Source organism: Crateriforma conspicua (assembly GCF_007752935.1).
Classification (GTDB): domain Bacteria; phylum Planctomycetota; class Planctomycetia; order Pirellulales; family Pirellulaceae; genus Crateriforma; species Crateriforma conspicua.
Map to the genome: position 1 here is coordinate 6,796,675 of NZ_CP036319.1, position 24,307 is coordinate 6,820,981.

The following is a 24,307-nucleotide window of genomic DNA, read 5'->3' on the forward strand; positions in this document are numbered from 1 at the left end:
GAGCCTGTTCACCGCATCGATTGTTGACTGGCTTCGGGAATTTCAAAACGCTGAAGGAACGGCAAACGGGTGGCCCCGCCCTTCACAGGCCTTCCAATTTCGATTCCCCATCTGGGCGGACCACCGGCGTAGTCCATTTGGAAATCATCAGCACGATAGACCCCACCCGCCCAGGGTCCGCTAATCACACGATGAGTCTTGGTAAATCGAATTCTGTCAGCGGCGTACATGATAGAATTCGTAATCTCTTTGGGGCCCGTGGTCCCAATCATCGCCGCCACACCACCGCCTTGCGGCCAGACCAAAACTTCGTGATTGCCAGGTATGACTGGGTTCGCCGCGTGCTTCACGTAGGGACCTTGGGGATCCTTGGCGACTGCGACTCCCATTTGCGTTTGCCCGGGGCCTTTACCCAGCTGTCTGCCTTTGTAGTAAAGCCAGTACTTTCCTTCACGAGCGATCAGACATGCGTCGTCCACAAGATGGCTGTCAAAATCTTTTTTATGCTCACTGTTGGTCACGACGGGACCGTCACCCACACGCGACCACGGTCCATCCGGTGATTCAGACACGGCAACGCCGATTTTTGAATCCGGATTGAACCCCTTCTGAAATTTGCGAGATGTTCCCGTATAGAAAAGCCAGTACCGTCCTTCGGCTACTAAGATATTGGGCGTAAAGACACTGGCCCCGTCCCAGTCGCCAGGGGTTCCCTTTGCCAAGGCCTGGCCTTGTTCGGTCCAGTGAACACCATCCGAAGATGTCGCATACCAGACGGTTGCGTCGTAGCCAGGCGATATCTTCCCCCTGGAATACCACACATAATACGTGTCATCAACTCGGATGATATCGCTGGGGTCACGTCGCATCACATTGGGTGTCGCGCCGATCCCTTCGACGGCTCGGTGGGTCACCGAAACGGTCGGAAGTTCGGCGGAACCTGCGACAGCGGTTAGCGATACCAAAAAGTACACAAAGTTCGATACTAAGAATTTCATATTCGGCTCCTGGGCTGTCGCGTACGGGCTAAGGCTTCCTGGTCATCGTCGACGACGAAGCACCGCCGCAATCTTGCGACATCTCGCTGTCGACGCTCGGATAAATTATGCCTGAGCATCGCAAGGTCGATGGCTCTGGACTTTGTCTGGTTTATCGTTCTTGGGGATCCACCAACTCGATCATGCGCTGGTCGGTTCCCGTCACATCCACGTCACCCAACTCGCCACGAACTTCGTCCGCCCTCTGCTTCAATCGTGCCACGACGTCAGGGTAACGACTCGCCAGATCCTGCGTTTCGCCAACGTCCGCACGGAGATTGAACAGCCGATGCTCGTTCAACTCTACAAATCCGCGGCCTTTCATCTTCTTCTTTGACCAGAACGGTTGGTCCCTAGCCGTACGCGGCAAATGAAGTTTCCAGTTGCCTTCGCGGACGGCTTGTAAGTTGGTGCCGTTGTAGTAATACAACACCTTGTGAGGCGACTCGGTGGACTGCCCCAACAGAATCGGCAGAATGTGCTTCCCGTCGATCTTTCGATCCTCAGGCGGCATCACACCAGCCAGTCCACAGAACAGCGGTAACAGGTCCATGCTGGTCAAGGTCGTGTTCGACACCTGATCCGCCGGGATCATGCCCGGCCACCGAAAGATTCCCGGGACACGATGTCCGCCTTCCATCGTGCAGTACTTTCCGCCGTTTAACCCACCAGTGGACCCTGCGATGGTTGGACCATTGTCAGAAGTGAATACCACCAAGGTGTTTTCATCGATTCCGGCATCACGAATGGCCGCCATAATGCGACCAGTACTGTGATCTAGTTCTTGAACAAAATCGCCGTACTTTCCTTTTCCAGATTTCCCAACGAATCCAGCGCTTGGAAGTAAAGGTGAGTGCACGATGTGGTGCGAAACATAGATATAAAATGGTTGGTCTTTACAACGCTGAATGAACTGAATCACTTCGTCGGTGTAACGCTTCGTCAATTCTTCGCATGGTACATTGCGTTGTTCAACCTGCCGTCCACGATACAGTGTGTTGTAGTTGGGTCCACGCTGCTTCCCATAGTTACTGGGGATCCCCAGATGTTCGTCGAAACCCGCATCCAACGGATGGGAACCATCGACCTCCATCCCCAAATGCCATTTGCCCACCATCAACGTCCGATAGCCGGCCGGCTTCAATAGCTCGGGGATTGTCATCTCGTCGTCCGCAAGTCCATAGCGATCGTACTTCGATTCCGATTCATGCCTGGCGACCGGCATCCCACATCGCATGGGGTAGCGTCCTGTCAACAATGCTGCACGAGATGGGCTGCAAACGTTGGCCGGGACGAAAAAATCAGTACTTCGGAATCCCTGTTGTGCTACTGCATCGATGTTCGGGGTCTCGATCCCCCGAGAGTCATAGCAACTCAGGTCACCGAACCCGAGGTCGTCGGCGAAAATCACCACAAAGTTTGGCGGCCGTTTCGCCCCACCCGCCGACGAAACCGAGCTGGCACCAAACCCGATCGCCCAAAAAGCGATTGCGAATCCCATCATGATTCGCGGGGTCACCCCTGGGGATGCTGATATGCTGTGATATGACATGTTTACTGAAACTCGTTGATCTCGATTGCCCCCGATGGCGTCGACAACGGAACACCGGACACCAAACTTCTACCATTGCGTCCGAGAAGTTCACTGGTCCTGATCTGGCGTGCTTGTCGATTCCAGCAACCAGATATTTCGAAACTTGACGGGGGAACCGTGCTCCTGCAAAACAATGGGCGACATTGGCGTCTCTGAAAAGGCCGCGTACTTGTTCCGCCGCAGGGAAAGCTTGACGTCATCGTGGATCAGGGTGCTGTTCAGCCAGATGGATACCCGCGCCGCATCCTTTTCGGCCATAAATCCATTCCTGCCGATCTTCGCAGCACGGTAAAGCAGGTCAATGGTCTGCCAAACACCGGGCGGCCGGACGGCATTCACGTCGGGTTCGCGAATCTGATAGATCGCTCCGCAATCACCCAGACCCAACTTCTCTTTTCCAGAGCTGTTGAAGATCTGCAGTTCGTAAAGCGGACCAAAGAAGACACCGCTGTTTCCTGACCCTTCACCGGGCAACTGAAACTCCAGGTGCAATCGATAATCACCGAATGACTGCTTCGTACACAGAAACTGTTTACGACGTTTCCCATCGAACTCAAATTCGATTTGCATCGCATCGCCATCAACGATTTTCCACTGGATCTGCCGCTGGTTGTCATCCGGATTGATCCACTGGAAAGAAAATGGCTTCCATGCATCAAAGCTTGATCCGTCGAAAAGCACCACTGCCCCGCTAGGTGGTTGGAGCCCAGATGCCGAGCGCAGCCTAGGGTCCGCCAAATCCTCTGCTGAAAGCGACGAAATCGTCGATGCGATCAGACAGAACGCGAAACAAACAACCGCTGCGCCGATTGATCGGCAGCCGCAGTGTGTGCGAAGGCTTAGTGGAATCATCATCACGATCAGTGACCTTGCCGATTTTGAGAAACCCGGGGCGCGTTGAGCCACTGTTCAAGCTCTGATGCCAACGATGCGGCCAGGTCAGAGTGCTCCGCCAGCAAATTTTGTTGCTCGTTCGGGTCCGCCTGCACATCAAACAGCTCGACAGGCGTTCCATGATAAGCAAGCATTTTCCACCTCCCTCGCTTCACCACCTCGGTCGCATAGGGCTTGGGTTTGGGGTAGTGGCGTTGGATGTTTCGATAAAGGTCCAACTGCCAAAACACCGTCCCCCGTTGCTCCGCGGTCGGCGGGTCTTGGCCCATCATGTGTGATAACAGACTGAGTCCGTCCAGTGTTTCCTGATGATGTGATAGGTCGACTCCTGCCGCTTCACAGAAGGTGGGCAACAAATCATTGGTGTGACCAAAGGCATCAGATTGACCGGCCGGAATCTTCTCTGGCCACCGCACGATCATCGGCACACGCAGCCCGCCATCATGCAGATCCGTCTTTCCACCCTTCAAATCGCCGATGTGGCCTTCAAAGGCTGCCCCGTTGTCACTTGTGAACAACACCATCGTGTTGTCCGCGATTCCCAATTGATCAAGTTTGTCCATGATCGCACCGACCTTGCTATCCATGTGGGCGACCATGGATCGAAATCGGTGCTGGTCATCAGAAATTCCCTCTGCGGCAGTGGCGTTCCAATGCGGATCTGAGGCGGGCTCGTAGGGTTTGTGCGGTACCAACCACCACACATTCAGAAAGAATGGATTTGCGTCCTTGGCGAACTGTTCGATCATCTGAACCGCATAGTCACCATTGGAATCGGTAAAGTGCTTTGAATGATAGGGATCATTTTTGGAGATACGCCGACCATCGCGCATCAGCACCGTCCCCCCCTGTCGAAACAGTGTTTTGTCTCGCCCCATTTGGCCTCGCAACGGCTGCTGCTCGATTTGGGTTTGAAAGTGATCAAAACCGTGCTGACGCGGCCCTGGTTGATCTTTCAAACGTTTTCCCGTGTCATCCACATGCAATCCCCCCAGGTGCCACTTCCCCACATGCGCTGTGTGATAGCCCGCGCGTGACAACAGTTCGGCAATCGTGATCGCCGATTCGGGCAACCATCGATTGACATCGTTGAAGTGTTTCGTAATTCCAAAACGCAGGGGATACCGACCAGTCAACACGGAAGCACGCGTCGGTGAACAAACCGCGGATGCCGCGTAAAAGTGGGTGAACTTCCTTCCTTGTTCCGCCAAACGATCAATGTTTGGTGTCCGCACGGCGGGACTACCGAAACAAGAAAGGTCGCCGTATCCCAAATCGTCGGCCAACAGCAAGATGATATTGGGCCGCGACGAATCGGCACGCGAAACACCGGAATACCCCAAAACAATGACCAGCAGACACGCTGCCAAGCAAAAGCGTATCCTTTGATCTGATTCAAAATCGATCTTCATCTTCAATAGTTCACTTTCCCGCCTCGGACCGGCGCTTGTCGTTCGTTCTTCCACCACTGATCAGGACCTTCTGTTTCGATCTGCTCCCACACACGAAACAGAGCCTCCTTCATCTCTTCGGTTTTACCAGGATACCGATCCGACAGGTCATTTTCTTCTTTCCAATCTTCATCGATTTGATACAGCTGAAACTTTGTCAGCGTTTCATCACCCACCAGCTTCCAGTCACCAATTCGCATCGCGACCCGATCAGTGGGAGGTGACACATGGGTCCTCCAAAACAACGGAACCTTTCGCTGTACTGGCTGCCCCGCGAATGCGGGAAGCATGCTAACCCCATCGATCGTACGATCGTTTGGCAGCGGAATTCCCGCCACATCTAGCACAGTCGCAAAGATATCGGTCCCAATGACAGGAACATCGCTAACGGTACCGGGCTGAATCATACCTGGCCAACGCGCGATTCCCGGAACGCGAATCCCTCCTTCGTGATCACTTCGCTTGCCGCCTCGCAAGCCACCCGTTGTTCCACCAAACGCGGCAACCGGCCCGTTGTCTGACGAAAAGATTAGCAATGTGTCTTCTGCTACACCTTCTTCTTCCAGTGCGTTCATCAAGTCCCCGAGCGCAGCATCAAGCTGAGTGATGTTCCCCATGTAAGTGCTGTTTGCGTGACCCTGGTACAACTTCGAAAACCGCGGCGCAGTAGCGATCGGCGAATGCGGCTCGTGAAACCAAACCGACAGTGCGAATGGTTTTGCCTTGTCACGGATTCTCTTCAACCAATCGGTGGCCTCCTGAACAACCAACAACGAGGAAAACCCCTGGATCTCACCCACTGCATCTCCGTTGCGGACAAAGTTGGTCGGATTTTTGTGGCTGGGATCCGCATTGTTGTGGGTGGCCATCCAATAGTCGTACCCATGGTCGTCAGGCTGCGGATACTCTGCAGTGTTGAATTGTGGTCTTGAATTCAGATGCCATTTTCCAACATGGCATGTTTCGTAGCCCACCGCTTGCAGCAGTTTCGGATACGTCACCTCACTGGAACGCAAATGGGCTTCATGATTTCCGGACAGGTGGCGATAGACACCATTTCGATACGGAGTTCGCCCGGTCAGAATTGCCGCGCGCGATGGCGAACAAACCCCACACGCCGAATAGCATTGCGTGAACTTCACACCCTGCGATGCCAAGCGGTCAAGATTGGGTGTTTGAATCAGCTCATGACCATAGGTGGCGGAATCGCCCCATCCCATGTCGTCCGCTAGGACCACGACAATATTGGGCCGATTCGATCCCGCTTCGACTTCCTTGGCCGATGCGAACGTTGCCACCAGGAAACAGCCGATCACGATCACATCGATGCGCATCGTCTTGTCCTTATCGCGAAAAGAGCACTAAAGAAAACCATTGCCATGCGCACCATCAATCTAGACTCAGGGCGAACCCAACCACCATGGAGTCCGGCATTTCATCGGGCAAACGAATTGTCAGCCCGTTGATCGAACGCTCCCACCGAATGACTTCATCGCTGCCCAGCATCCTTATTCCGGTGATGGACTGATCCAATAGACCGTTACTGGAAAGCGTTTTGATCAAAATATCTTCCGTCGGACGCGCCAGCACAAATGCATACAATGTCGCGTCTTTCGTGGTGAAGCGTATATCTTGCTGAGAGAAGTCCCGTCGGTTCTCGCCCTGACGCCCGTCTTTGATCTTTAACGGACCCTCACCGAAGACCTTCCAGGGTCGTGTGCCGTAAATCCCTTGCCCATTGACTTTTAGAAAGTCACCGAATGCGGTCAAATATTCTGCTTGGCTTTCCGGGATAGTGCCATCACCCTTTAATGCGATGTTCAACATCACCACGCCGTTCTTGCTGATCGCGTCCACCGAATTACCAACCATGACCGGGATGCTCATCCGGTTTACAGCGGTCGCTCGATAGAACCATCCGCCTGATAAATCAGTCGCCCAAATCCATGGCTCCGGTTTGATCTCCCCTGCACCACCACGTTCCAGGTTGTATGTAAATGCCGATCGATCCACTTTCGCGTCTTTAAACGACAGCACGACGGTCTGCTTCCCGCCGTTTTGTCGTCGATCACGATTCAAGTAGTTTGTAAACAACTGGATCCCTAAACCGTTGCCCCCATCGATCTTCGGATACGGCGAATCGTTATTGAACATGTCCGGATCATATTTTTCGATAATCTCCCAACACCGGTCGTACCAATGCTGATTCCAGCTATCTTGCGTCGCATAGCCCTGCGGATCGTAGTCCATGTTGAACAAAGCCCACTCCGCGGTCCCAGGCGTTTGGTACTTCCTGGCATTCGCGAAAAAACGTGGTGACCAGTAGAGATGCGTCGACACGCCGAATTTAAGTCCATGCTTCCGTGCCGCAGCCTTCCATTCTTTCAAAGTATCTCGTCGCGGCCCCATCTTGACCGAATTCCATGGGTGTGAGGAGTCATACATGTCGAAGTTGTCGTGGTGACAGGCAACGGGCATGATGAACCTGGCCCCGTTTTCTTTGACGAACTGCACGATCGCATCGGGATCCCAACTCTCAGCCTTGAACAGCGGAATCAGGTCTTCGTAGCCAAACTCCTCCAACGGCCCGTATCGCTCAATGTGCCACTTTGTCAAAGTTTCACTCATGCCCATCTCTTCGTCGGCCATTCCATCAGGCGGTGGCGAATACATGCGACGCCCATAGTGCGATCCATCATTGGGCCGATTTTCGTCGGCGGCCGATGAGATTCCCCAATGGAACCAGACGCCGATTTTCCCGTCGACAAACCACTGTGGCACCTCGTAGTGCTCTGCTAGCGATTCCCAAGTCGGCTCGATTTCCTGGGCCGCGACTGAATCCGCCAAGATCCCAAAACTGAATACACAACAAAGAAGAAAGATATTTCGAATCATGTTTCGATCGTTATGAGAGGCTAGCGAAACTCAACCGGTCGGTTCATCGGACCGGTTTTGCGGCACGTTATTCAAACTCAACGGACAGTTCCTGAAAGGCAGTGTTTTCCCCTCCGCCAGTCGTCGTGATCGGTGCGACCGCCCAGACGATCCAGCGGAACTTTCCGAGCGTCGTTTCGTCGGACGAACGCAGTGACGCGGCGGTGAACTTTCCGATGGCTTGGCCTGACGTATCGATCTTCCCCAGCGGGACAAATTGACGGAGATCCCAACCCGGATCGGTCGAGGCGTCACTGCCAAACAGTGCGATACGTTGATGCCCACGAAAGCCACGCTGGTTGTGCGACCAACTCGTAATCGACGAAATGGAATGCACGGCCCCAAGATCCAACTTGTACGCCCCGTTGCGCACTCCGTTCTTGAAAACGGGTCCAAACCCTTCCTCTAGCTTGCCATCTGTCAATAAAGCCACCGGGTCGTTGCTCGTCATGTGATTCGTTGTGATCACCGCATCACAGACCTTTGGAACGAGTTTTTGAAAGCCTTCTGGGCTATTCGCCGTCTCGATCACAACCGATGTCCCCGGAAGATTTTGAATTTCCGATAGATCATGGCCTTCCAGATCGACTTTCCTTGTCCCCTTCAACGCTTCATCCGCGTCATTTTGAATGACATTGGGAACATGCTGGTTGCGGATGGTAACGATTTCAAATGCCCATGCGTATCGACTGATCCCAGAATCATCTGGCGGAACGATTCTCAACCCCTGGGGCGTCATGCTCCAGGACACATTCGCATCGGCACCGAGCAAACGCACCGACCGCACTTCATCGGACTTCCAGCCTGCGGTCCCCACGATCTTGAAAGGTTCCGAAGGTTCCTCCATCTTGATGGCATAAAGATTGTTCCCCTTCGTCGTAAATACCAGACGTTCGTCTCCTTGATCACTGACCTTCCAGTATCGCGAGCCATAGATTGCATCTCCATTAATTTTTAGCCACTGCCCCATCGCCCGAAGACGCTCGACCTGTTCGGGAACCAGCGTCCCATCACCCTTGGGTCCGATATTGATCAAAAAGTTCCCGTTCCGGCTGACCACCTCGACCAATTCATGGATGACGCTTTCAACCGTTCGATAACGATCCCCTTCCAAATATCCAAAGGAAGAACCGAACGTGGTGCAGCTTTGCCATTTCGGCCCGATCACCTTTAGCTTCAGGTTGTCCTTTTCCAAACATCCCACGCCGGCAGGCCAATTCGGATTGCCACCCTTGTTGTTGCAATACACTTGCTGCCCACGGTCCGCGGCGTCATTCATGAAATCAGTGATCATGCGACGCATCTGATCGTCGAGGTACTTGATTTCCGGCTTCATCCTCCCGCTACGAACTTGGTTCCCATCACGCGTGTAGATCGGAAAGTCATCAACCCACAACATATCTGGGTGATACTTTTCTTGGATCTCCTTCCACCTTGCAACGTAGTCGTCCACAAACGCCTTGCTGTAGGAAAACGGACCGTATAACGACGCAGCCTGGGGCATTCGCCGTATTTCTTCGGCAATATCCTCACGTGGCTCACTGTGAACGACATACTTCTCTTGTGCAAAGAACCCGGTGTGTCGCTCGCGATGATACGAGGGAGCGTATTTCAACCCATGTTGACGCAGCGCTTTGCCAAGATCACCAACCAAATCTCGCTTCGGCCCCATTTCGACAGCATTCCAGGGCGTCAGATCCGAATCCCAGTTTGCCCATCCGTCATGATGCTCTGCGGTGAAAACCACGTATTTTGCGCCGACTTCTTCAAAGAGCTGGGCCCATTGGTCTGGGTCCCACTTTTCCGCTTTGAACTCTGGGACAATGTCCTTGTATCCAAACTCCGGAGGTTTTTCCCCCCATCGTTCTTGCATGTAGGGGTAATAATGCCCTGGGTCCTCGTACAGCAACTTCGGAACATGTTCCGCATAGCCCCGACTTCCTTTGCGATAACCGACTTCACTGTAGGGTCCCCAATGGATAAAAATTCCAATTTTCCCATCGTCGAACCACTCTGGAACAGGCATTTTCTGTAACGCTTCCCAAGATCCATCGTACGGACGCTTCATCGGCCCCGTTGCAGCGACACCTGTCTTTGCCGCGTTCGAGACAACCAATTCGGATTTCGCATTCTTCTTGCGTTTGGGTTGCCAATTTGTCTTTTTCCAGAGATCAATTTCTGCGTCATTGGACTGCGGCTGACCTGGAGTACTGCGTCCCTTTGCGACGTAAGACTCAAGTAGCGTCAGGAGTTCCTTGGCTTTGTCCGGATACTGTTCGATAACATTGTGGCGTTCGCCGAAATCTTCGTTAATGCGGTAGAGTTGCATTTCCGGTAGACCGGCTTTGATCGCGGCCACTCCGACCGGAGCGGTCCAGCCACCCGAACCAGGCGCGAGCAGCAATTTCCAGCCACCCTGCCGAATCGAAAAGTGTCCCGCAATCGAATGATGCACCACCGATGTGCGTACATTTTTTCCCGGACGGTCCAACATTGCGTTCAGGAAGCTGATACTGTCTTCTGCCACGTCGTCCGATAGATCCACGGAGAAGTATTCAGCAAAGGTGGCCATGATGTCCGTCAAACAAACCAATTGATCTGATGTCGACGACGGTTTGATGACTCCGGGCCATCGAACGATGAATGGCACGCGGTGTCCGCCTTCCCATAGATCAGCTTTCGATCCCCGAAAATCGGCACTAGGAAAGTGACCTTGAGCCTGTAGATCCGGAATCTTTGCGATGCGTGAGGTTCCGTTGTCCGTGCTAAAAATGACAATCGTGTCGTCGCTTAGGTGATTGCGTTCCAAAGCCTTCAAGACTTCCGCCACCGCACCGTCCGTCTGCGCCACAAAATCGCTGTATGGCCCCATGCCGCCTTTGCCTTCCCATTCTGCGGCGGGCACGATCGGTGAATGCGGCGAATTTAAAGGAAGGTACAAAAAGAACGGCTTCCCAGATTCAGAATCCGACGCGTGCGCATCGATATACTGAACGACCTCTTCGGTTAATCTCGGCAACATCTCGACGACATCAATCTCTTCGATGATTCGGTCGTCGCGGACCAGGCTGCTCATCGATCTTGAATGATGAAAACCAAGAAATGTATCGAACCCGCGTGTGATAGGACCGTCAGGAATGTGCGTCCCGACGGGAACCGGAGCAGCGTATCGACTTTCGGCCTGATTGGGCTGGACGTTCTTCAGGCCCTCAGGAACTTGATAGTGATATTCCAGATGCCATTTTCCGAAAATGGCGGTTTGATATCCTTGTCGGCGAAACAGCGACGCAAGGGTGACACGATCATCTGCGATCAGTGGCTCTCCGCCACCGGTCAAGACGCCACGCTGCAAACGCGATCGCCAACTGTATCGCCCGGTCAGCAAGGAATACCGCGATGGCGAGCACACCGATGAACTGGTATGCGCATCGGTAAAGACTTTTCCCTCTGCCGCCAATTGATTCAAAGCGGGCGTCGGGATCTTACTGCGTTCCGGGTTCAGTGCTTCGATTTCCCCATAGCCCATATCATCTGCAAAGATGAAGACCACATTGGGCCGCGCGGTTGGCTCACCACAAATGCCTCCACCGGCACCGCAGTTCCCAAGAAGCACAAAAACCGCCAAAATCGCCGACTTATTCGTCATCTTCAAAGCGCCTTTACCTCGGTGAAGTAGGCACCGCCGGCTTCACCGTTTTCATCAAACAGATAGGTTGTCAATTCTGTGGGACCCGCCGGAAGACCCAGCTCAAAAACGACTTTCAAGCGATCCGATTTGACGGGCAACTCCTTGACCATGCCCGCAATTTCAATCCTCGCGAGTTCACCCACGACAGGCTTGTTCGTCTGCTTCGGAAATTGGCGAAGCGTGATCCGATAACGTCCGGCCTTCTTCACCCTCAGCATCCATGGCCCGGTGACCTTGGGCAATCGCTTGATTGCATTGAAATTCCAGGGCGGGTTTCCGCTGGCCATTCGCCAATCCTGGGAACAAAGTATCGTCGGATTCTCAGCATCACTTCCGATGTCAATCCTAACCGGCGTCAACCGGGGCGATATCGTATTCCAGTACTTTTGATACTTCGTTCGTAGTTTTGCGATGACATCAGGATGCATCTTTGCCAGATCCGTTCGCTGCGCAGGATCCGCCTGTATGTCAAAGAGGCGTTCACCGCCGGAATTCACCAGCCGCCAGCGTTCCGTCATCACAACGCTAAAGTGAAATGGCTGAGGCGGAAATTCCTTCGCATACGCTCCACCGAGGAACTGTTCCACCAGGTGGTCACGCGGCCATGGTTCGACAGAGCCCCGCAATAATGGAACCAGCGAAGTCCCATCGGTCCGGATATCGTCGGGTATTGGAATCCCGCACAGATCCGCCAGCGTGGGCAGCACATCAAGGTGCGCGGCCAAAGTATCGATATCCCTTCCTCCGACCAGCCTCCCTTTCGGCCAATGCATAAAAAATGGGACACGATGGCCACCGTCGTAAAGCGATGATTTCTTGCCTCGCATCCCGGCGTTGTATCCCCGACTTGGCTCCGAATCCAATCCGCGAAAACTCCCACCCGCGGCCGTCCCGTTGTCGGTCATGAAGATCAGTATCGTATTCTCATTCAAACCGAGCTCCACAAGCCGGTCTCGCAGTCGCCCCATATTGTGATCAATGTTGGCGATCATTCCGTAGAAATTCGCATTGGCAACGTCTTTTCGCCTCGCATAGGGCTCGGCCCACTTTTGGTCCACACGATAGGGTCCATGCGGTGCATTCGTTGCTAGATAGAGAAAAAACCGCTTGTCTTGGTTGTCTTCGATGAAGCGAAGCCCTTCTTGGAACCAAACATCCGTGCAATAGCCGTCGAACTTTTCAAAGTTACCGTTGCGTTCGTAGACATCGTCGAAATAGTCGTTGCCCCAATAATCCGATGCTTGCCCCACGCCACCACACCGGTGCCACACCACATGCTGGAAACCGCGGTCCTGCGGGCGATGCGGCGCGTTGTCGCCGAGATGCCATTTGCCAATCATCGCTGTGGCATAGCCTGCACTTGAAAACAAGTCACCGAGCGTCTTCTGATCCCGGTGCATCATCGTGCGTCCCGAACTGGTTCGAAACGCACCGGTGTACCCCGCATAGTTGCCAGTCATCAGCGATGCACGCGTCGGCGTGCAAAAGGGACTGACGTGGAAATCCGTGAAACGAATCGATTCGCGATACAGCGTATCGAGATTCGGCGTTTGAAGAATCGGATTGCCATGGCATGACAGATCGCCATAACCTTGGTCATCCGTCATGACGAGTATAACGTTCGGTGGGTCCATTGGGATACCCGCGCGGGCCGGAATACCGAGATGGGTCAGCAGCAGAAAGATGATCACGATCATTCGAGGCGCCATCACGTTCCTCAGTTTGCGAATACCAAAGTCATCCGATCAATGATCGGCTTAGATGGATTATCCGTGGAGTCCGTTAAACGCAGTTGGACCTGGAACCCGAAACCTGCTGGCAGTTCAGATGAATCCATTGTGGCGGGCGTTCTCTTAATTTGCTTTGAAAAGCCCGGGATGTAATCGTATCGCTCCTTCACTTCGTCCCAATCGGTCCATTGATCGATCACCTGATCATTGTTGGTGTCAACACCAACGCGTGCTTCCACCGTTTCAACCCAGGGACCAGGACTAACGAAATCCGTACTCTGTTGGGTGGCAAGATAAAACCGACCTTCGGCAAACGCGATATCCGGATCGGGGTGGCCGTTTCCGATGTTACCGCACCAGGTGAAGGGCTCATTGATCGAGGGTGCAGTGAACCAGCCCACGCTCATTTGATGACCGCCGACGGGATCGTAGTCTCCGAACAGATAGTACTGACCACCAACACAGATCGCCGCCCAATCACCGTAGGCCTCCTGCTCGGGATGGTGAATATCGTACTCCGCCACATTGGTCGGATAGTTTTCCGGGTCTTCCTTCATCCAATGAGGATGCTTGTATTTTCCGATCTTCCCAGTCGGATTGGTACGATGATCCACCGGCGGATCCATGAATCGGAAATCATCGATACCATTCGAACTGACCGCGTGGCCCGCCAGTGGCGAATCCCAGGAGCGTTTATTGGCACTAATCGGAGTCCAGTCTTCAATAATGACATGCATATTTCCTTCCAGGTCTCGGATGAACCCGGCATCACTTCCGTGTGACGGGTCCTTCACGGCAAGCCCCATATTCTTGCCCGGAACTCCATCGAACAGATCGTCGTCGACATAGACATGCGGATCCTGATCGTTCGGAAAGTCGTAATAGATGTAGGCTTTTCCGTCGACCCATTCGGCGCTGGTCACCCACTTCGAAAAGCCCTCGGTGACCGGACCATGGTGCACCCAATGCTTCATGTCGCGACTTTGCCAGGCGTGATATCCACCCCTTCCAGATTGCAGGCCTCCCGGCGCGTCATACTGATTCGGAAATGGCGTCGTCAACAAGGGTACATCAAACCCTTCCAGAGTTGCTGGTTGAGGCTTAATGGGTTGTGGCGGTACCTTGCCCTGCCCTTTCTTTCCTTTCGTTTTGGCAGCGCGGTAGCGACCAAACATCCAGTAGTCATTCGGCCCCACTGTCAACAGAACGAGAGCGTCGGCAAGGTTGGCAGGGCCAAGATTTTCGATCGGGTTCCAGTTTTGCCAAATCGGCGACTGTTCAATGCGAAGTGACCGGGCCGACAGTTTCTGGTCCGAGGTGTGGACGATGGTGCTGAGGCGTGCGAATTGTCCGGTGGGCGAAACGGACCCATCAGCTAAGGTAGCTCCTGATACCGTTTCGACACTGGTTGCCCAATCATCGGCGGTTTCAATGGCCCATTCGTTTGCTTTCGCGACCGAGGAAAACAACAGCGTCGCCAACAACATTAGCGGTAAAGTGATGCGTTTCATTTCGATGACGGTGGGGTGTGGTTCCACAAGGATTGCCAAAAGGCGGTTGGGAAGAACTATTGACGATGATCTACGAAAAACTGGACGGTACGACTCTCAATCGCCTTTCGAGACGGATCAATCTCCGCATCAACCATTCGCCAATTGTGCCCAGCATTCCGAACGATCATTATTTCTACAGGTGCGGAAACAGCCTCCGCACGCTCTTTTGTGTAATAGGCGTGCTTCACTGGAATGGTTGTATCCTTGTCCCCCTGAATCATTAACAAAGGAGGACTGTCACCCATCAAATAGTTCACCGGACTGATTTCACGGTACCGCTGCAACTTGATATCCAGCGATTCGGGTTTCGCTGCCACGGCATCGGAACCACCACTGGTCCCCAAAATGCGAGGCTCAAATCGATCTCGAAAGTCTGGTCGGTCATCATGATTGAATAGATCCATTCGCTCAAAATCGCAGGGACCGTACCAAGAGACACCCGCAATCAATTGGAAGGTCGTTGACGCGAGGACCGGATCGCCGGAAAGACTTTCTGGTGGGGAAAGCAACAGCATTTGTGCGATCTGGCCTCCCGCAGAATCGCCCATCACAAAAAACTCTCCCGCATCCAAACCCAGCGAATCTGAATGCTTTGCTAGATAGCGAACAGCATCCTTGCAGTCGATGACACAATCGCGCATGGCGACACCACTATCGGGCTTGCATAACCGATAGTCCACTGATGCGACGGCAAATCCGCGACCCACAAGATCCAGGAACACTTTCGCGAATGATCCTCGGGCGGCACCTTGTTTGCTTCCGGCGGCCCATCCGCCGCCATGGGTATAGATAATGACGGGACAACGATCGCTGGGATTCATTCCGGTGGGATAGTACAGATCCAACAACAGTTCCCGATTCCCAATGGTCTTGTAAACAACATCCAAGCTTCGCCGGCCACCGGTTTGCAAGTAGCCGGTTCGGTCGCTACCCAATTCCTGTACGGTCAAGCGGTCGTCTCCATCGGCGTCTAACTGTTGATACCGCTTCCAAGTACGAACACTTTCCGCCTTTTCGAAAGTGCCGTTTCCGTCGTTGTCAATCTTTCGCATCAGTCGCTTTGCCCGTGAAAGGGACTGGTCGCTTGGCGACGCTCCTGGCTCCTGGGCAATGACAATGGAAGACGTTGTTGCCAACAGAACCACCGCGACGAAAAGAGATGGATGTCGATTCATTGTTTGCCCTGGGGGGTCGTCCAACGGATGTCGGCTTTCCGATTCTTAATATCAACCATCACCGATGCATGCCGAAACTTTCTACGATACACACTGCCTTCACGCGATGCGGGGCCATCGGGCGGTCCCAAGGGACGATCGTATTCTGGAAACCATCGCATCCATCGATCACTTTCATTGGCCGAATAGCCTTCGTGGACTCGGAAGTAGCTATATCGTTCGGAACATACCAGAAAGATGGCCAAGGGATACACCAGTCCCTGGCGTGCCTGATCCATCGTTTGGACACTTGCATGAGCCTCGTCGATTCCCAAATCGTTTGAATCGGCTGCCTTCCGATTTGCCGTAGCAAGACCACATGTGAACGCGATAATTTTCCCTTGCCTCGCCGCTGTTTGGAATGCATCGATTCCTCGGGCAACGTATTGCTCGTAGTCCGCATCACCGACGTTGTGAAAGAAGTTTTCCAAGTACGAACCATCGAAATTTTTCAGATACTCCAACCCGGCATCATCAAAGCGTGCTCGCAGAAGATTGGCTAACATCAATTTCTCAGGACCGATTGCCTGCCGCGTTTCGCTTATCAGTTCGTGATAACCTGCAATGGTTTGTTGCTTCTTGGCTAGCCCGATTTCCTTGACAAGGTATGCCGGTTCAATGGCTTTGACGTTGCCGTCAAGAAAGACACCATCGATGTCTGGACTCTGCGTCATGGTGCGACATGAATTCGCCCACCATGATCGCAGTTCGGCATTGGACAGGTCGTACGCTTCGACGCGTCCGCGAACAAGACTGGTGCGACCGCTTCGATCGCGCAAAAACGCACCGGAGATTCTGCCCAATTGGTCATCAGCCTCATATCCGCCGTAGTGCACCATGACGTTGCGGTAATAAAGGATGGTCGCCTTGGGGTTGATCGCCTTCACCGCCCGAGCGGCGACTAGCGTCCCGGCCTCCACGGAACCATGATCCAAGTGGCCGTTGGCCTTTTCGAAGGTGATCAGCGGAAACTTGGACAAATACTGCACTTCGTGATCGGTAAATGATCTTGCTTTTCGAACGTGCATGTATCGCGGGATTCGATCCCAGCTGAACTGGGGATAGTTCAACGCCCGTTGCGATGGCACAGCACTGCCACCTGCGTCCGTTCCCCCGGACTCTTCCGCATGTCCCGATCGTAAACTTGTCAGTCCGATGCATAGCGACACCAAACCGATCTTAAGAAAAACTGGGCAAACCCAATCGTCACTTGATTTCATGGCAGGTCTCCGTCGAACAGTCCAGCTTTTGATCGATCAAAGGGTACGATTCCCAAAGCGTGGGCCGGCGACTCGGGACGAAATCGGAAATCGCCATTGTCAGGATCGACGAACAGCGGATCGACGGCCAGACTGTGGGCGTCGACGTTGTCCCGCTGTTGGCGTTCCAGCATCTGACGCCCCAGCGTTGGATCCGCCGCACAGTAATAAATGTTTCGATCAGTCTGCGCGTCCTTGGATCGCGCCAAAGTTCGGCCACGCCGATCTTCCGTTGCGTGTCCGTTTCCGGGTGGCAATTCATCGATGAACGTGCATTCGTCCGACGACGCGTAGAACACATTCCGCTGAATCACCGCGTCGACCATCGGGCCTTCACGCACGGCCAGATAGTAGCCGCGTGGCGGTGCGATCACGTCGGCAATAATGTTGTTCACGCAGCGATTATTCAATTTCAGAATGATCCCCTGCGACGTGCACTTATAGATCAGGTTCTCCGCGATCAGCGTATCAGTCTGCCCGCCGTCGGTTCGAATCGCCGCCTGCATGATCATCGGCGCCACCAGGTGATGAATGTAGTTTCCCCGAATGACGTTGCCGGAACCAGCGCCGCGAATGTAAATGGCATTGCCGTCGCCGAGCATCTCCATTGCGTGATGGATCTCATTGAATTCGATGCGATTGTCTCGGGTGTGCAAAAAGGGCAACACGTCTTCTCGCTGCGGAGACCTGGCCAAACCTTCCAGTTCATGCCACCGAATTGTTCTCCCAAGCTCTCGCCCGTGCTTCGCAAAGAAGTGTGCCATGCATCCAGAAACAATGATTCCCGTGTACGGCGTGTGATGCACCAGATTGTTCGCGATGCGATTATGGCCGCTTTGCCAGACCATGATTCCGGGGGAATGCGAATAGATCTGTCCTACATGGTGGATGCAATTATTAACAACCGAGTTGTCACGATTGACGTCCTTGGTTCCCGGACCATAGCCACACAACAGAATGCCGGCCCCACCAATGTTTTCAATCACGTTCCCCGACAGCGTGTTCTTTTGACCGTGCAGATCCACGCGGATCGCACCACCACCGCTGTGTTTGAAGTGGCATTGTTCAATGCGGCACTGCTGGGCCCCACGCAACCGAAACATTGCGGTGGCTTTGTCGTGCAGGTCCCAGTCATGCTGCAGCCCGGCATCGTCGGCTGCAACGGTATACCGCCGAGCGTGCATGAACGTCAGCCCGCGAAAACAGAGATTCCGAACCGGTTGATCGGCGGGGCCGTCTTTATCGACTTCTCCTTCGACACGAACCAGTTCCGCCAACTGCGGTGCGAAGACTGGCGAATCCGAACGTGGCCACAGGTACAGTTTTCGCTGCTCGGTGTCCAAAACCCATTCGCCGGGTCGATCCAGATACTGGAGGGAGTTTTCGAACCAGCAAGATTTCGTTTGCTTTAAGAAATGCAGGCGATTCATCGCGTAGGTGGCGTCGACACCGGTACGAGCAATCCGCATGTGATGATCAATCGATGCCACAGGCAATATGTTCACGATCCAGGCGTGGTGGGGCCGTACCACGATCTCGATATCGCCGGCGCGGGTTGTCTCCTTCAGCAGGCCCGCCGGATACCTAAGCTCGCTTCGACTGCCTCCGGCAAGTGGAATGAAGCCTTCGGATCGTGCCCGTGGCAACAATCCGTCGGAATCAAAAAGCGTGGCAAAGGACTCGGCCACGTCCGCGACTTGCACCTTTCCCAGGGCCGCTTCGGGAAGGCCCGGCATCGACGACGGCACCGGCCGCCATCCGCTGATCTCCGCACCCGAACGAAAGACCGGCGTTTCACCGGGAAAGGCCGCATAGGTAATTGCGTGTTCCCCCCGCCCCGAATCCGCCGAGCCAAAGAAGATGGTCTGCGATAGCTGATAATCGCCACCACGAACCAAGACCAAGACATCGCGTCTGTTGCGCTGGTCCAATTCACGCACGGCATCTCTTGCACGCTCCAACGTCGCGAACGGACCGTCCGATCGTTCCTCGTTTGGTTCCGCCATGGTTCCCGACCAAGCGTCGGATCCGATCGGCGAGACAAAAAAATCAGCGGTCGTTCCTTCCGTCCAGCCTCGAACGGACGTTACAAACAAAAGGCACCACAGCACGGCACCAACCATCAACGCAGGCATTCCCCTTGGCCACCATGTGATCATCACCATAGCGTTGACGGTTCGACGAAACCGTCCGACGCGTTGGCTATTCGAAAGAGGTTGCGTCTCGAACATGGAGTCTCGATTTACACTGGTCGCCGCATGAGGGGCCGCCTTTCCAGCAAGCGGTTGCGTTCCTATCGGACCCGCTTGCCTTCCAACGACCTGAATATCAGAGGCCGATCGCCGATGATGTACGAGTGTGAAATGCGACACCCCGGTAACGTTTTGCGTCCCAAATATCGAACGTTTTCAGCGTCCCAATGTGAGTTCAGCTACATTGGGCCCGCCTCAACCCAATGATGCTTGCGACAATGCCGACGTGCGTCCAATTCCAGGCAACGTCGCCGCCGTTCCGATCGGTCCCTCGTTACCCACTAGCTTCATTCATGAATACTCTGAAGTTGTTTCGCAGTGATTCGCCGAGCATCCACGGGGCCACCTCGTCGCTGATCATTCTCGTAACCATCTTCACGTCGATTTCCTCGGTCGCGTCTGGCACCCACACCCATGCCGCCGAATCCAATGTGGTCTGCGTCGATAGCTTTGAGCGCCGCGAACTTGGACCGGATCTGCGTTCGATGATTCCGGACTTTCGCATCGAAGACGGCGTGCTGAAGGGCCGCCAACGCAAACCCGATCATGGCGGCTCGGCTCATCGTTTGATCCAACTTCCCAACGGAAACGTGGGTATTGAGTTGAGGTTCAACTTTCAAGGTGCACGATCATTCAATCTAAGTTGTGATGATCGATCCTGCCAAAAAGTTCATGCGGGACACATCGCCAGAATCACTGTCCAACCCAAGCGATTGACCCTGTATGACGATAAAGAAGGCGTCATGCGTTTGGACATTCGAAAGCTGCGAAAATCGGGTGATCCGAAACAGAAAGCCGAAGGCGATCGCTTGTCGGCCGACGCAACGGCCAGGTTTCCTCTATCACTACAGCAAGACCGCTGGTATCAACTTCGATTGGAAATCGTTGCAGACGAAATGAAGGTCTGGATCGACGGCAAAATGGCCGGAAACTTAAAAAGCCCAGGGCTGAAACACCCCACGAAACCGGACCTTCGGATCGGCGTATGGGGAAGTCACCCATCACACGAAGTTCACTTCGACGACCTGCGTATTCAATCGATTAACAACACGGTCCCTTAGCGACGTATCGCGACGTCGCAGGCGACCGACGCCCCAATCGCAGAGGCGGATCCATCGCCTGCGAAGGCTCTAGTGTTGCCCGGTACGAAAGCGGTACCAGTAAGCACCATCGTTAAGCGGACCTGCCGGCTTGTCTCCGAGCCAAATCCATCCGGGATCCGCAAGTACAAAGTAGGTGGTATCCGGTTTCAGCACCGGTAAATCTGAAAACGTGATCGACCGTTTTCCCTCAGCTGGATGACCAGGCTGCGGGTCGGATTGCCAAACGGGTTGATGGACGTCGGAGACTTCATACAACCGAATGGTGCTTCCGCTGGTTTCGCCGAAACTGATCTTCCGGTCGAAATGAAACGTCAACGATGTCGTGGCTGGAACGTTCATCGCCGACATGGCGGGCACAGCGCGAACATATCCCGGCATGACCATTCGGATCCGGTGAAACCCCCAGCCTTCTCGATAGGCGTTCAACGGCGATCGCCATGACGCGGGCATCGTCGTTTGTTCTTGAGCAAACCGAAACCACGCATCGCTCATTTCTTGCAACTTAGCAAGATTGGACTTTGCAAGATCGCGAGCTTCGGCAGGGTCCCGCGTGATGTTGTACAGACGCCAAGGCCCATCACTGATGCTGGCGATTTTCCAGTCTCCCTTCACCAATCCTTTGCCGGTTTGGTTGAAGCCCCAAAAGATCTCATCGTGGATCGACTGTTTCGGCAAAGACGGATCATTCCAAAGTGGCAACATGGAATGTCCATACAGCGGTTGCAGCACTCGATCACCGTCGCGCGCCGGATACTTCACACCGGCAAGATTCAAAAAGGTCGGATACAGATCCGTCACATGCAAACGTTGCCGCCGAATGCCGCCCGACTGTGCCGCGAGTCGTCCCGGCCAACGGACGATCAGCGGCACCGAAACGCCGCCTTCCTGTGCACACGACTTGTACCAGCGAAAGGGCGTGTTCTTAAGGTACGCCCAGCCATTGGAAACAAATGGGTTGCTGTCTTTTCGCCAAGGGATCTGTTGGCTGTACGTTCGGATGTCACCGTTGCTGTATGCTCCGCCGTTGTCCGCCAGAAACACCACCAGCGTGTTGTCACTGAGACCCTTTTCGTCAAGATGCTTCCAGACGCGCCCGACGTTCCAATCGAGTCGATCAAGCATTCCCGCGTAGGCAGCCATGCGTCGACTTTCCTGTCGCTGGATTGCTTGAGGCAATTCATCCCAACGACGGACCTCCGCTTCGGGTTCAGACATCACATACCGATCATCGATCAGCCCCAGATCCATCAGCCGCTGGAATCGCTGTAACCGCAAAACGTCCCAGCCGGCCCGATAGCGCTGATAATACTTCTCCACATTCTTGCGTGGGGCATGCAGCGGGGTGTGCGGTGCGTTGTATGCCAAATAGGTGAAAAAGGGACGCCCGGCTTCCGTCGCGACGTTGATCTGGCGGATGGCGTGATCTGTAAACGCATCGGTGCTGTACCAGTCATCAGCGACGGCCATAGGATCGTCACGATTCGTCTGGATCGCCGGGTGGCCGTTCTCCTTTCCCGTCCAGCTGTTGATGGCACCATGAAGGAATCCATAGAAGAATTCAAAACCCGCATCCTGGGGATGCCCCGGTTGATGCCATTTCCCCACAATCGAAGTCGCATAGCCCGCATCACGCATCAACCGTGCGATGGGTAATGACCGCCGATAGTTGTCCGACTGGGAATGCTCGTGTCCCGTCATCAGGCTGGTGCGCGTCACCACACACATCGGATTGACATGAAATTCGCTGAACCGAATCCCTTGCTCTGCCATCCGATCCAAATGCGGTGTGTCGATTTCTCCTCCATAGCATCCCAGATCGGAGTACCCGACATCATCGGCGACGATCAACAATATGTTGGGACGTTCCGCGGCCACACAGATTCCGCCACACACCCAAAATATGAGAAATACCCTTAGCATTTGCTGATCCCGTGATACAAAGAGCTTTCGCCAGGTCCAAACTTCATTCATCACTGTTGTGAAGGCATTCTTCTCGATCGCCGCCCCACGGACGACGCAGGGTAAAGGTGTTCATCAATCGTGACGAAGGTGACTTCGCACCGAAACTGTCGCATTCATTCGTTCGATTCCGAAGATCCTATCGACTGGTTTTTGGTCATGCCGGATGGCTGCAGCGATGCCTTCCAGTGAAGCAATTCATCGGTCAGGACTTGAGCAAGTTCGGAATGCTGATCGGCGACATTCTGGGTTTCGCCAGGGTCCGCATGAAGGTCGTACAACTGGGGTCGCCCACCATCAACGTCGCACAGGAATTTCCAACGGTCTTTGCGAATCGCTAGATCTGGAAGGTTCTTTTCATTGCCAAAGTCCTTGAAATCGGGCGGTCGAGAAAAACAAAGTGAATCAGAGCGTTTGACCGCCCGATGGCCCAGTAACGCATCCAGCATGTCTTCACCGTCAAACGGGGTCTTCGCGGAGGCGTCAATTCCAACCAGCCGCAGCAGCGACGGAGCCAAATCGAAAGCCGCCAAAACCGTTTCAGCGTCTCGCGTGCCCTGCTTTTCAGGTGATACAAAGCCCGGTCCCCAAACAATCAAGGGCGACCGAATGCCATTTTCGTAAAGTGTCGCTTTACAGCCACGAAGTGGTTTGGATGCCGGGTCAAACGTCTTTGGATCCGGACCGTTGTCGCTGCAAAACACGATCAACGTATTCTCGCGCAGAATATCATCATCACAAATCAGGTCGAACAACGCGCGCAGCTGCGTGTCCATCTCCTGCAACACAGACAGGTACAAACCTGGGACTCCCTGACGCCAGTGTTTTAAGGTCGGAAACCACGGACCATGAACATCGTCGGGCCACAGATTGACATAGAAAGGACGATCGGCGGCCTGGGAAGCCTTGATAAAATCGATGGCCGCCGATGCGAAATCGGTGGTGATCTGTGAACGCATCGACCATTCATACGGTCCGCCCAAACGCTCGGCGTCTTCCCAGATCTTTCGCGGCTTCTCCCAACCCGGCGCAAGCGTCATCGGAAGATACTTTGGCCCCATCCCCTCGAAATTGGTGATGGAGACGTCAAAACCGTACTGGGAGATCGGCGGTGCGGCATCAACATCCCGTTGACCTCCCATGTGCCATTTCCCGAAATGGCCGGTGGCGTACCCCTGCCGCTGCAATGCACGAGCCAACGTCGGCGCACGGGGATCCAACCAATTGGCCAAGCCGCGGCGGCGATTGACTTGCGACGCATCCAAATACGATGTGATCCGCCATCGCTGAGGATACTGGCCTGTCGTGATCGCCACACGCGAAGGCGAACAGATGGGCGAATTCACATAGAATTGCTCGAACGCGATCCCCTCACTCGCCAGCCTGTCAATCGCGGGAGTGTCCGCCTGTCGGTTTCCGAAGCACCCCAAGTCCGACCAGCCCAGATCATCAATGAACACCAGGATGATATTGGGTCGCGGATCGTCTCCAAACAAGGGAACACGCGAAACCATTGTCGACAGCACGACAATCAAGGTAACAATGATTACCCTGGGTGACTGAAGAACCATATATATTTTGTCCATCGTTCACGTCTCTTCGTTAAGATCGATCGGGCATCGCAGCTGGGACGGCCCCG

15 protein-coding genes are annotated in these 24,307 nt (G+C 54.1%); 1 reads left to right on the top strand and 14 read right to left on the bottom strand.

Annotation, left to right across the window (positions count from 1 at the left end):
- Positions 1-8: 8 nt before the first annotated feature.
- The 12 genes from Mal65_RS24850 to Mal65_RS24910 form a co-directional block, all read right to left on the bottom strand.
- Positions 9-998 carry a family 43 glycosylhydrolase gene (locus Mal65_RS24850; protein WP_145304039.1) on the bottom strand — a complete coding sequence of 330 codons (990 nt, stop codon included), beginning with the start codon at positions 996-998 and terminating at the stop codon, positions 9-11.
- A 151-nt stretch (positions 999-1,149) separates the two neighbouring features.
- Positions 1,150-2,589 carry a sulfatase family protein gene (locus tag Mal65_RS24855; RefSeq protein WP_196784430.1) on the bottom strand — a complete coding sequence of 480 codons (1,440 nt, stop codon included), beginning with the start codon at positions 2,587-2,589 and terminating at the stop codon, positions 1,150-1,152.
- A 90-nt stretch (positions 2,590-2,679) separates the two neighbouring features.
- A complete protein-coding gene (locus tag Mal65_RS24860) occupies positions 2,680-3,312 on the bottom strand; it encodes a 3-keto-disaccharide hydrolase (protein WP_196784431.1) in 633 nt (210 codons plus the stop codon).
- Positions 3,313-3,491: 179 nt separating this feature from the next.
- Positions 3,492-4,937 carry a sulfatase family protein gene (locus tag Mal65_RS24865; protein WP_145304040.1) on the bottom strand — a complete coding sequence of 482 codons (1,446 nt, stop codon included), beginning with the start codon at positions 4,935-4,937 and terminating at the stop codon, positions 3,492-3,494.
- A 2-nt stretch (positions 4,938-4,939) separates the two neighbouring features.
- Positions 4,940-6,310, bottom strand: coding sequence for a sulfatase family protein (locus Mal65_RS24870; protein ID WP_145304042.1), 1,371 nt, complete (start codon positions 6,308-6,310; stop codon positions 4,940-4,942).
- Between the two features lie 55 nt (positions 6,311-6,365).
- A complete protein-coding gene (locus Mal65_RS24875; protein ID WP_145304044.1) occupies positions 6,366-7,871 on the bottom strand; it encodes an alpha-L-fucosidase in 1,506 nt (501 codons plus the stop codon).
- Between the two features lie 67 nt (positions 7,872-7,938).
- A complete protein-coding gene (locus Mal65_RS27050; protein WP_196784432.1) occupies positions 7,939-11,556 on the bottom strand; it encodes an alpha-L-fucosidase in 3,618 nt (1,205 codons plus the stop codon).
- A gap of 2 nt (positions 11,557-11,558) precedes the next feature.
- Entirely contained in the window at positions 11,559-13,307 is a 1,749-nt protein-coding gene (locus tag Mal65_RS24890) for an arylsulfatase (protein ID WP_145304046.1), read from the bottom strand.
- Between the two features lie 8 nt (positions 13,308-13,315).
- Complete coding sequence (locus Mal65_RS24895) at positions 13,316-14,839, bottom strand: glycoside hydrolase family protein (protein ID WP_145304047.1); 1,524 nt, start codon at positions 14,837-14,839, stop codon at positions 13,316-13,318.
- A 56-nt stretch (positions 14,840-14,895) separates the two neighbouring features.
- Positions 14,896-15,933 carry an alpha/beta hydrolase gene (locus tag Mal65_RS24900; protein WP_231131246.1) on the bottom strand — a complete coding sequence of 346 codons (1,038 nt, stop codon included), beginning with the start codon at positions 15,931-15,933 and terminating at the stop codon, positions 14,896-14,898.
- A gap of 119 nt (positions 15,934-16,052) precedes the next feature.
- Entirely contained in the window at positions 16,053-17,183 is a 1,131-nt protein-coding gene (locus Mal65_RS24905; protein ID WP_165701513.1) for a putative glycoside hydrolase, read from the bottom strand.
- A 128-nt stretch (positions 17,184-17,311) separates the two neighbouring features.
- Positions 17,312-19,477, bottom strand: coding sequence for a right-handed parallel beta-helix repeat-containing protein (locus tag Mal65_RS24910; RefSeq protein WP_174820232.1), 2,166 nt, complete (start codon positions 19,475-19,477; stop codon positions 17,312-17,314).
- A gap of 422 nt (positions 19,478-19,899) precedes the next feature.
- Here Mal65_RS24910 and Mal65_RS24915 point away from each other — a divergent pair, with 422 nt between their 5' ends.
- Positions 19,900-20,667 (top strand): hypothetical protein, encoded by a 768-nt coding sequence (locus Mal65_RS24915; RefSeq protein WP_145304054.1) that lies wholly within the window; start codon positions 19,900-19,902, stop codon positions 20,665-20,667.
- A gap of 69 nt (positions 20,668-20,736) precedes the next feature.
- On the opposite strand, the gene Mal65_RS24920 is transcribed toward Mal65_RS24915, so the two are convergent.
- Positions 20,737-22,629, bottom strand: coding sequence for a sulfatase-like hydrolase/transferase (locus Mal65_RS24920; protein ID WP_145304056.1), 1,893 nt, complete (start codon positions 22,627-22,629; stop codon positions 20,737-20,739).
- A gap of 155 nt (positions 22,630-22,784) precedes the next feature.
- A complete protein-coding gene (locus tag Mal65_RS24925; RefSeq protein WP_196784436.1) occupies positions 22,785-24,254 on the bottom strand; it encodes a sulfatase-like hydrolase/transferase in 1,470 nt (489 codons plus the stop codon).
- Between the last annotated feature and the right edge of the window lie 53 nt (positions 24,255-24,307).

Excerpts from the sequence above, each read along its gene's own strand:
- Mal65_RS24850 (WP_145304039.1), bottom strand. The coding sequence starts at position 998 with ATGAAATTCTTAGTATCGAACTTTGTGTACTTTTTGGTATCGCTAACC.
- Mal65_RS24855 (WP_196784430.1), bottom strand. The coding sequence starts at position 2,589 with ATGTCATATCACAGCATATCAGCATCCCCAGGGGTGACCCCGCGAATC.
- Mal65_RS24865 (WP_145304040.1), bottom strand. The coding sequence starts at position 4,937 with ATGAAGATCGATTTTGAATCAGATCAAAGGATACGCTTTTGCTTGGCA.
- Mal65_RS24870 (WP_145304042.1), bottom strand. The coding sequence starts at position 6,310 with ATGCGCATCGATGTGATCGTGATCGGCTGTTTCCTGGTGGCAACGTTC.
- Mal65_RS24875 (WP_145304044.1), bottom strand. The coding sequence starts at position 7,871 with ATGATTCGAAATATCTTTCTTCTTTGTTGTGTATTCAGTTTTGGGATC.
- Mal65_RS27050 (WP_196784432.1), bottom strand. The coding sequence starts at position 11,556 with ATGACGAATAAGTCGGCGATTTTGGCGGTTTTTGTGCTTCTTGGGAAC.
- Mal65_RS24890 (WP_145304046.1), bottom strand. The coding sequence starts at position 13,307 with ATGGCGCCTCGAATGATCGTGATCATCTTTCTGCTGCTGACCCATCTC.
- Mal65_RS24895 (WP_145304047.1), bottom strand. The coding sequence starts at position 14,839 with ATGAAACGCATCACTTTACCGCTAATGTTGTTGGCGACGCTGTTGTTT.
- Mal65_RS24900 (WP_231131246.1), bottom strand. The coding sequence starts at position 15,933 with ATGCGAAAGATTGACAACGACGGAAACGGCACTTTCGAAAAGGCGGAA.
- Mal65_RS24910 (WP_174820232.1), bottom strand. The coding sequence starts at position 19,477 with ATGGTTGGTGCCGTGCTGTGGTGCCTTTTGTTTGTAACGTCCGTTCGA.
- Mal65_RS24915 (WP_145304054.1), top strand. The coding sequence starts at position 19,900 with ATGAATACTCTGAAGTTGTTTCGCAGTGATTCGCCGAGCATCCACGGG.
- Mal65_RS24920 (WP_145304056.1), bottom strand. The coding sequence starts at position 22,629 with ATGCTAAGGGTATTTCTCATATTTTGGGTGTGTGGCGGAATCTGTGTG.
- Mal65_RS24925 (WP_196784436.1), bottom strand. The coding sequence starts at position 24,254 with ATGGACAAAATATATATGGTTCTTCAGTCACCCAGGGTAATCATTGTT.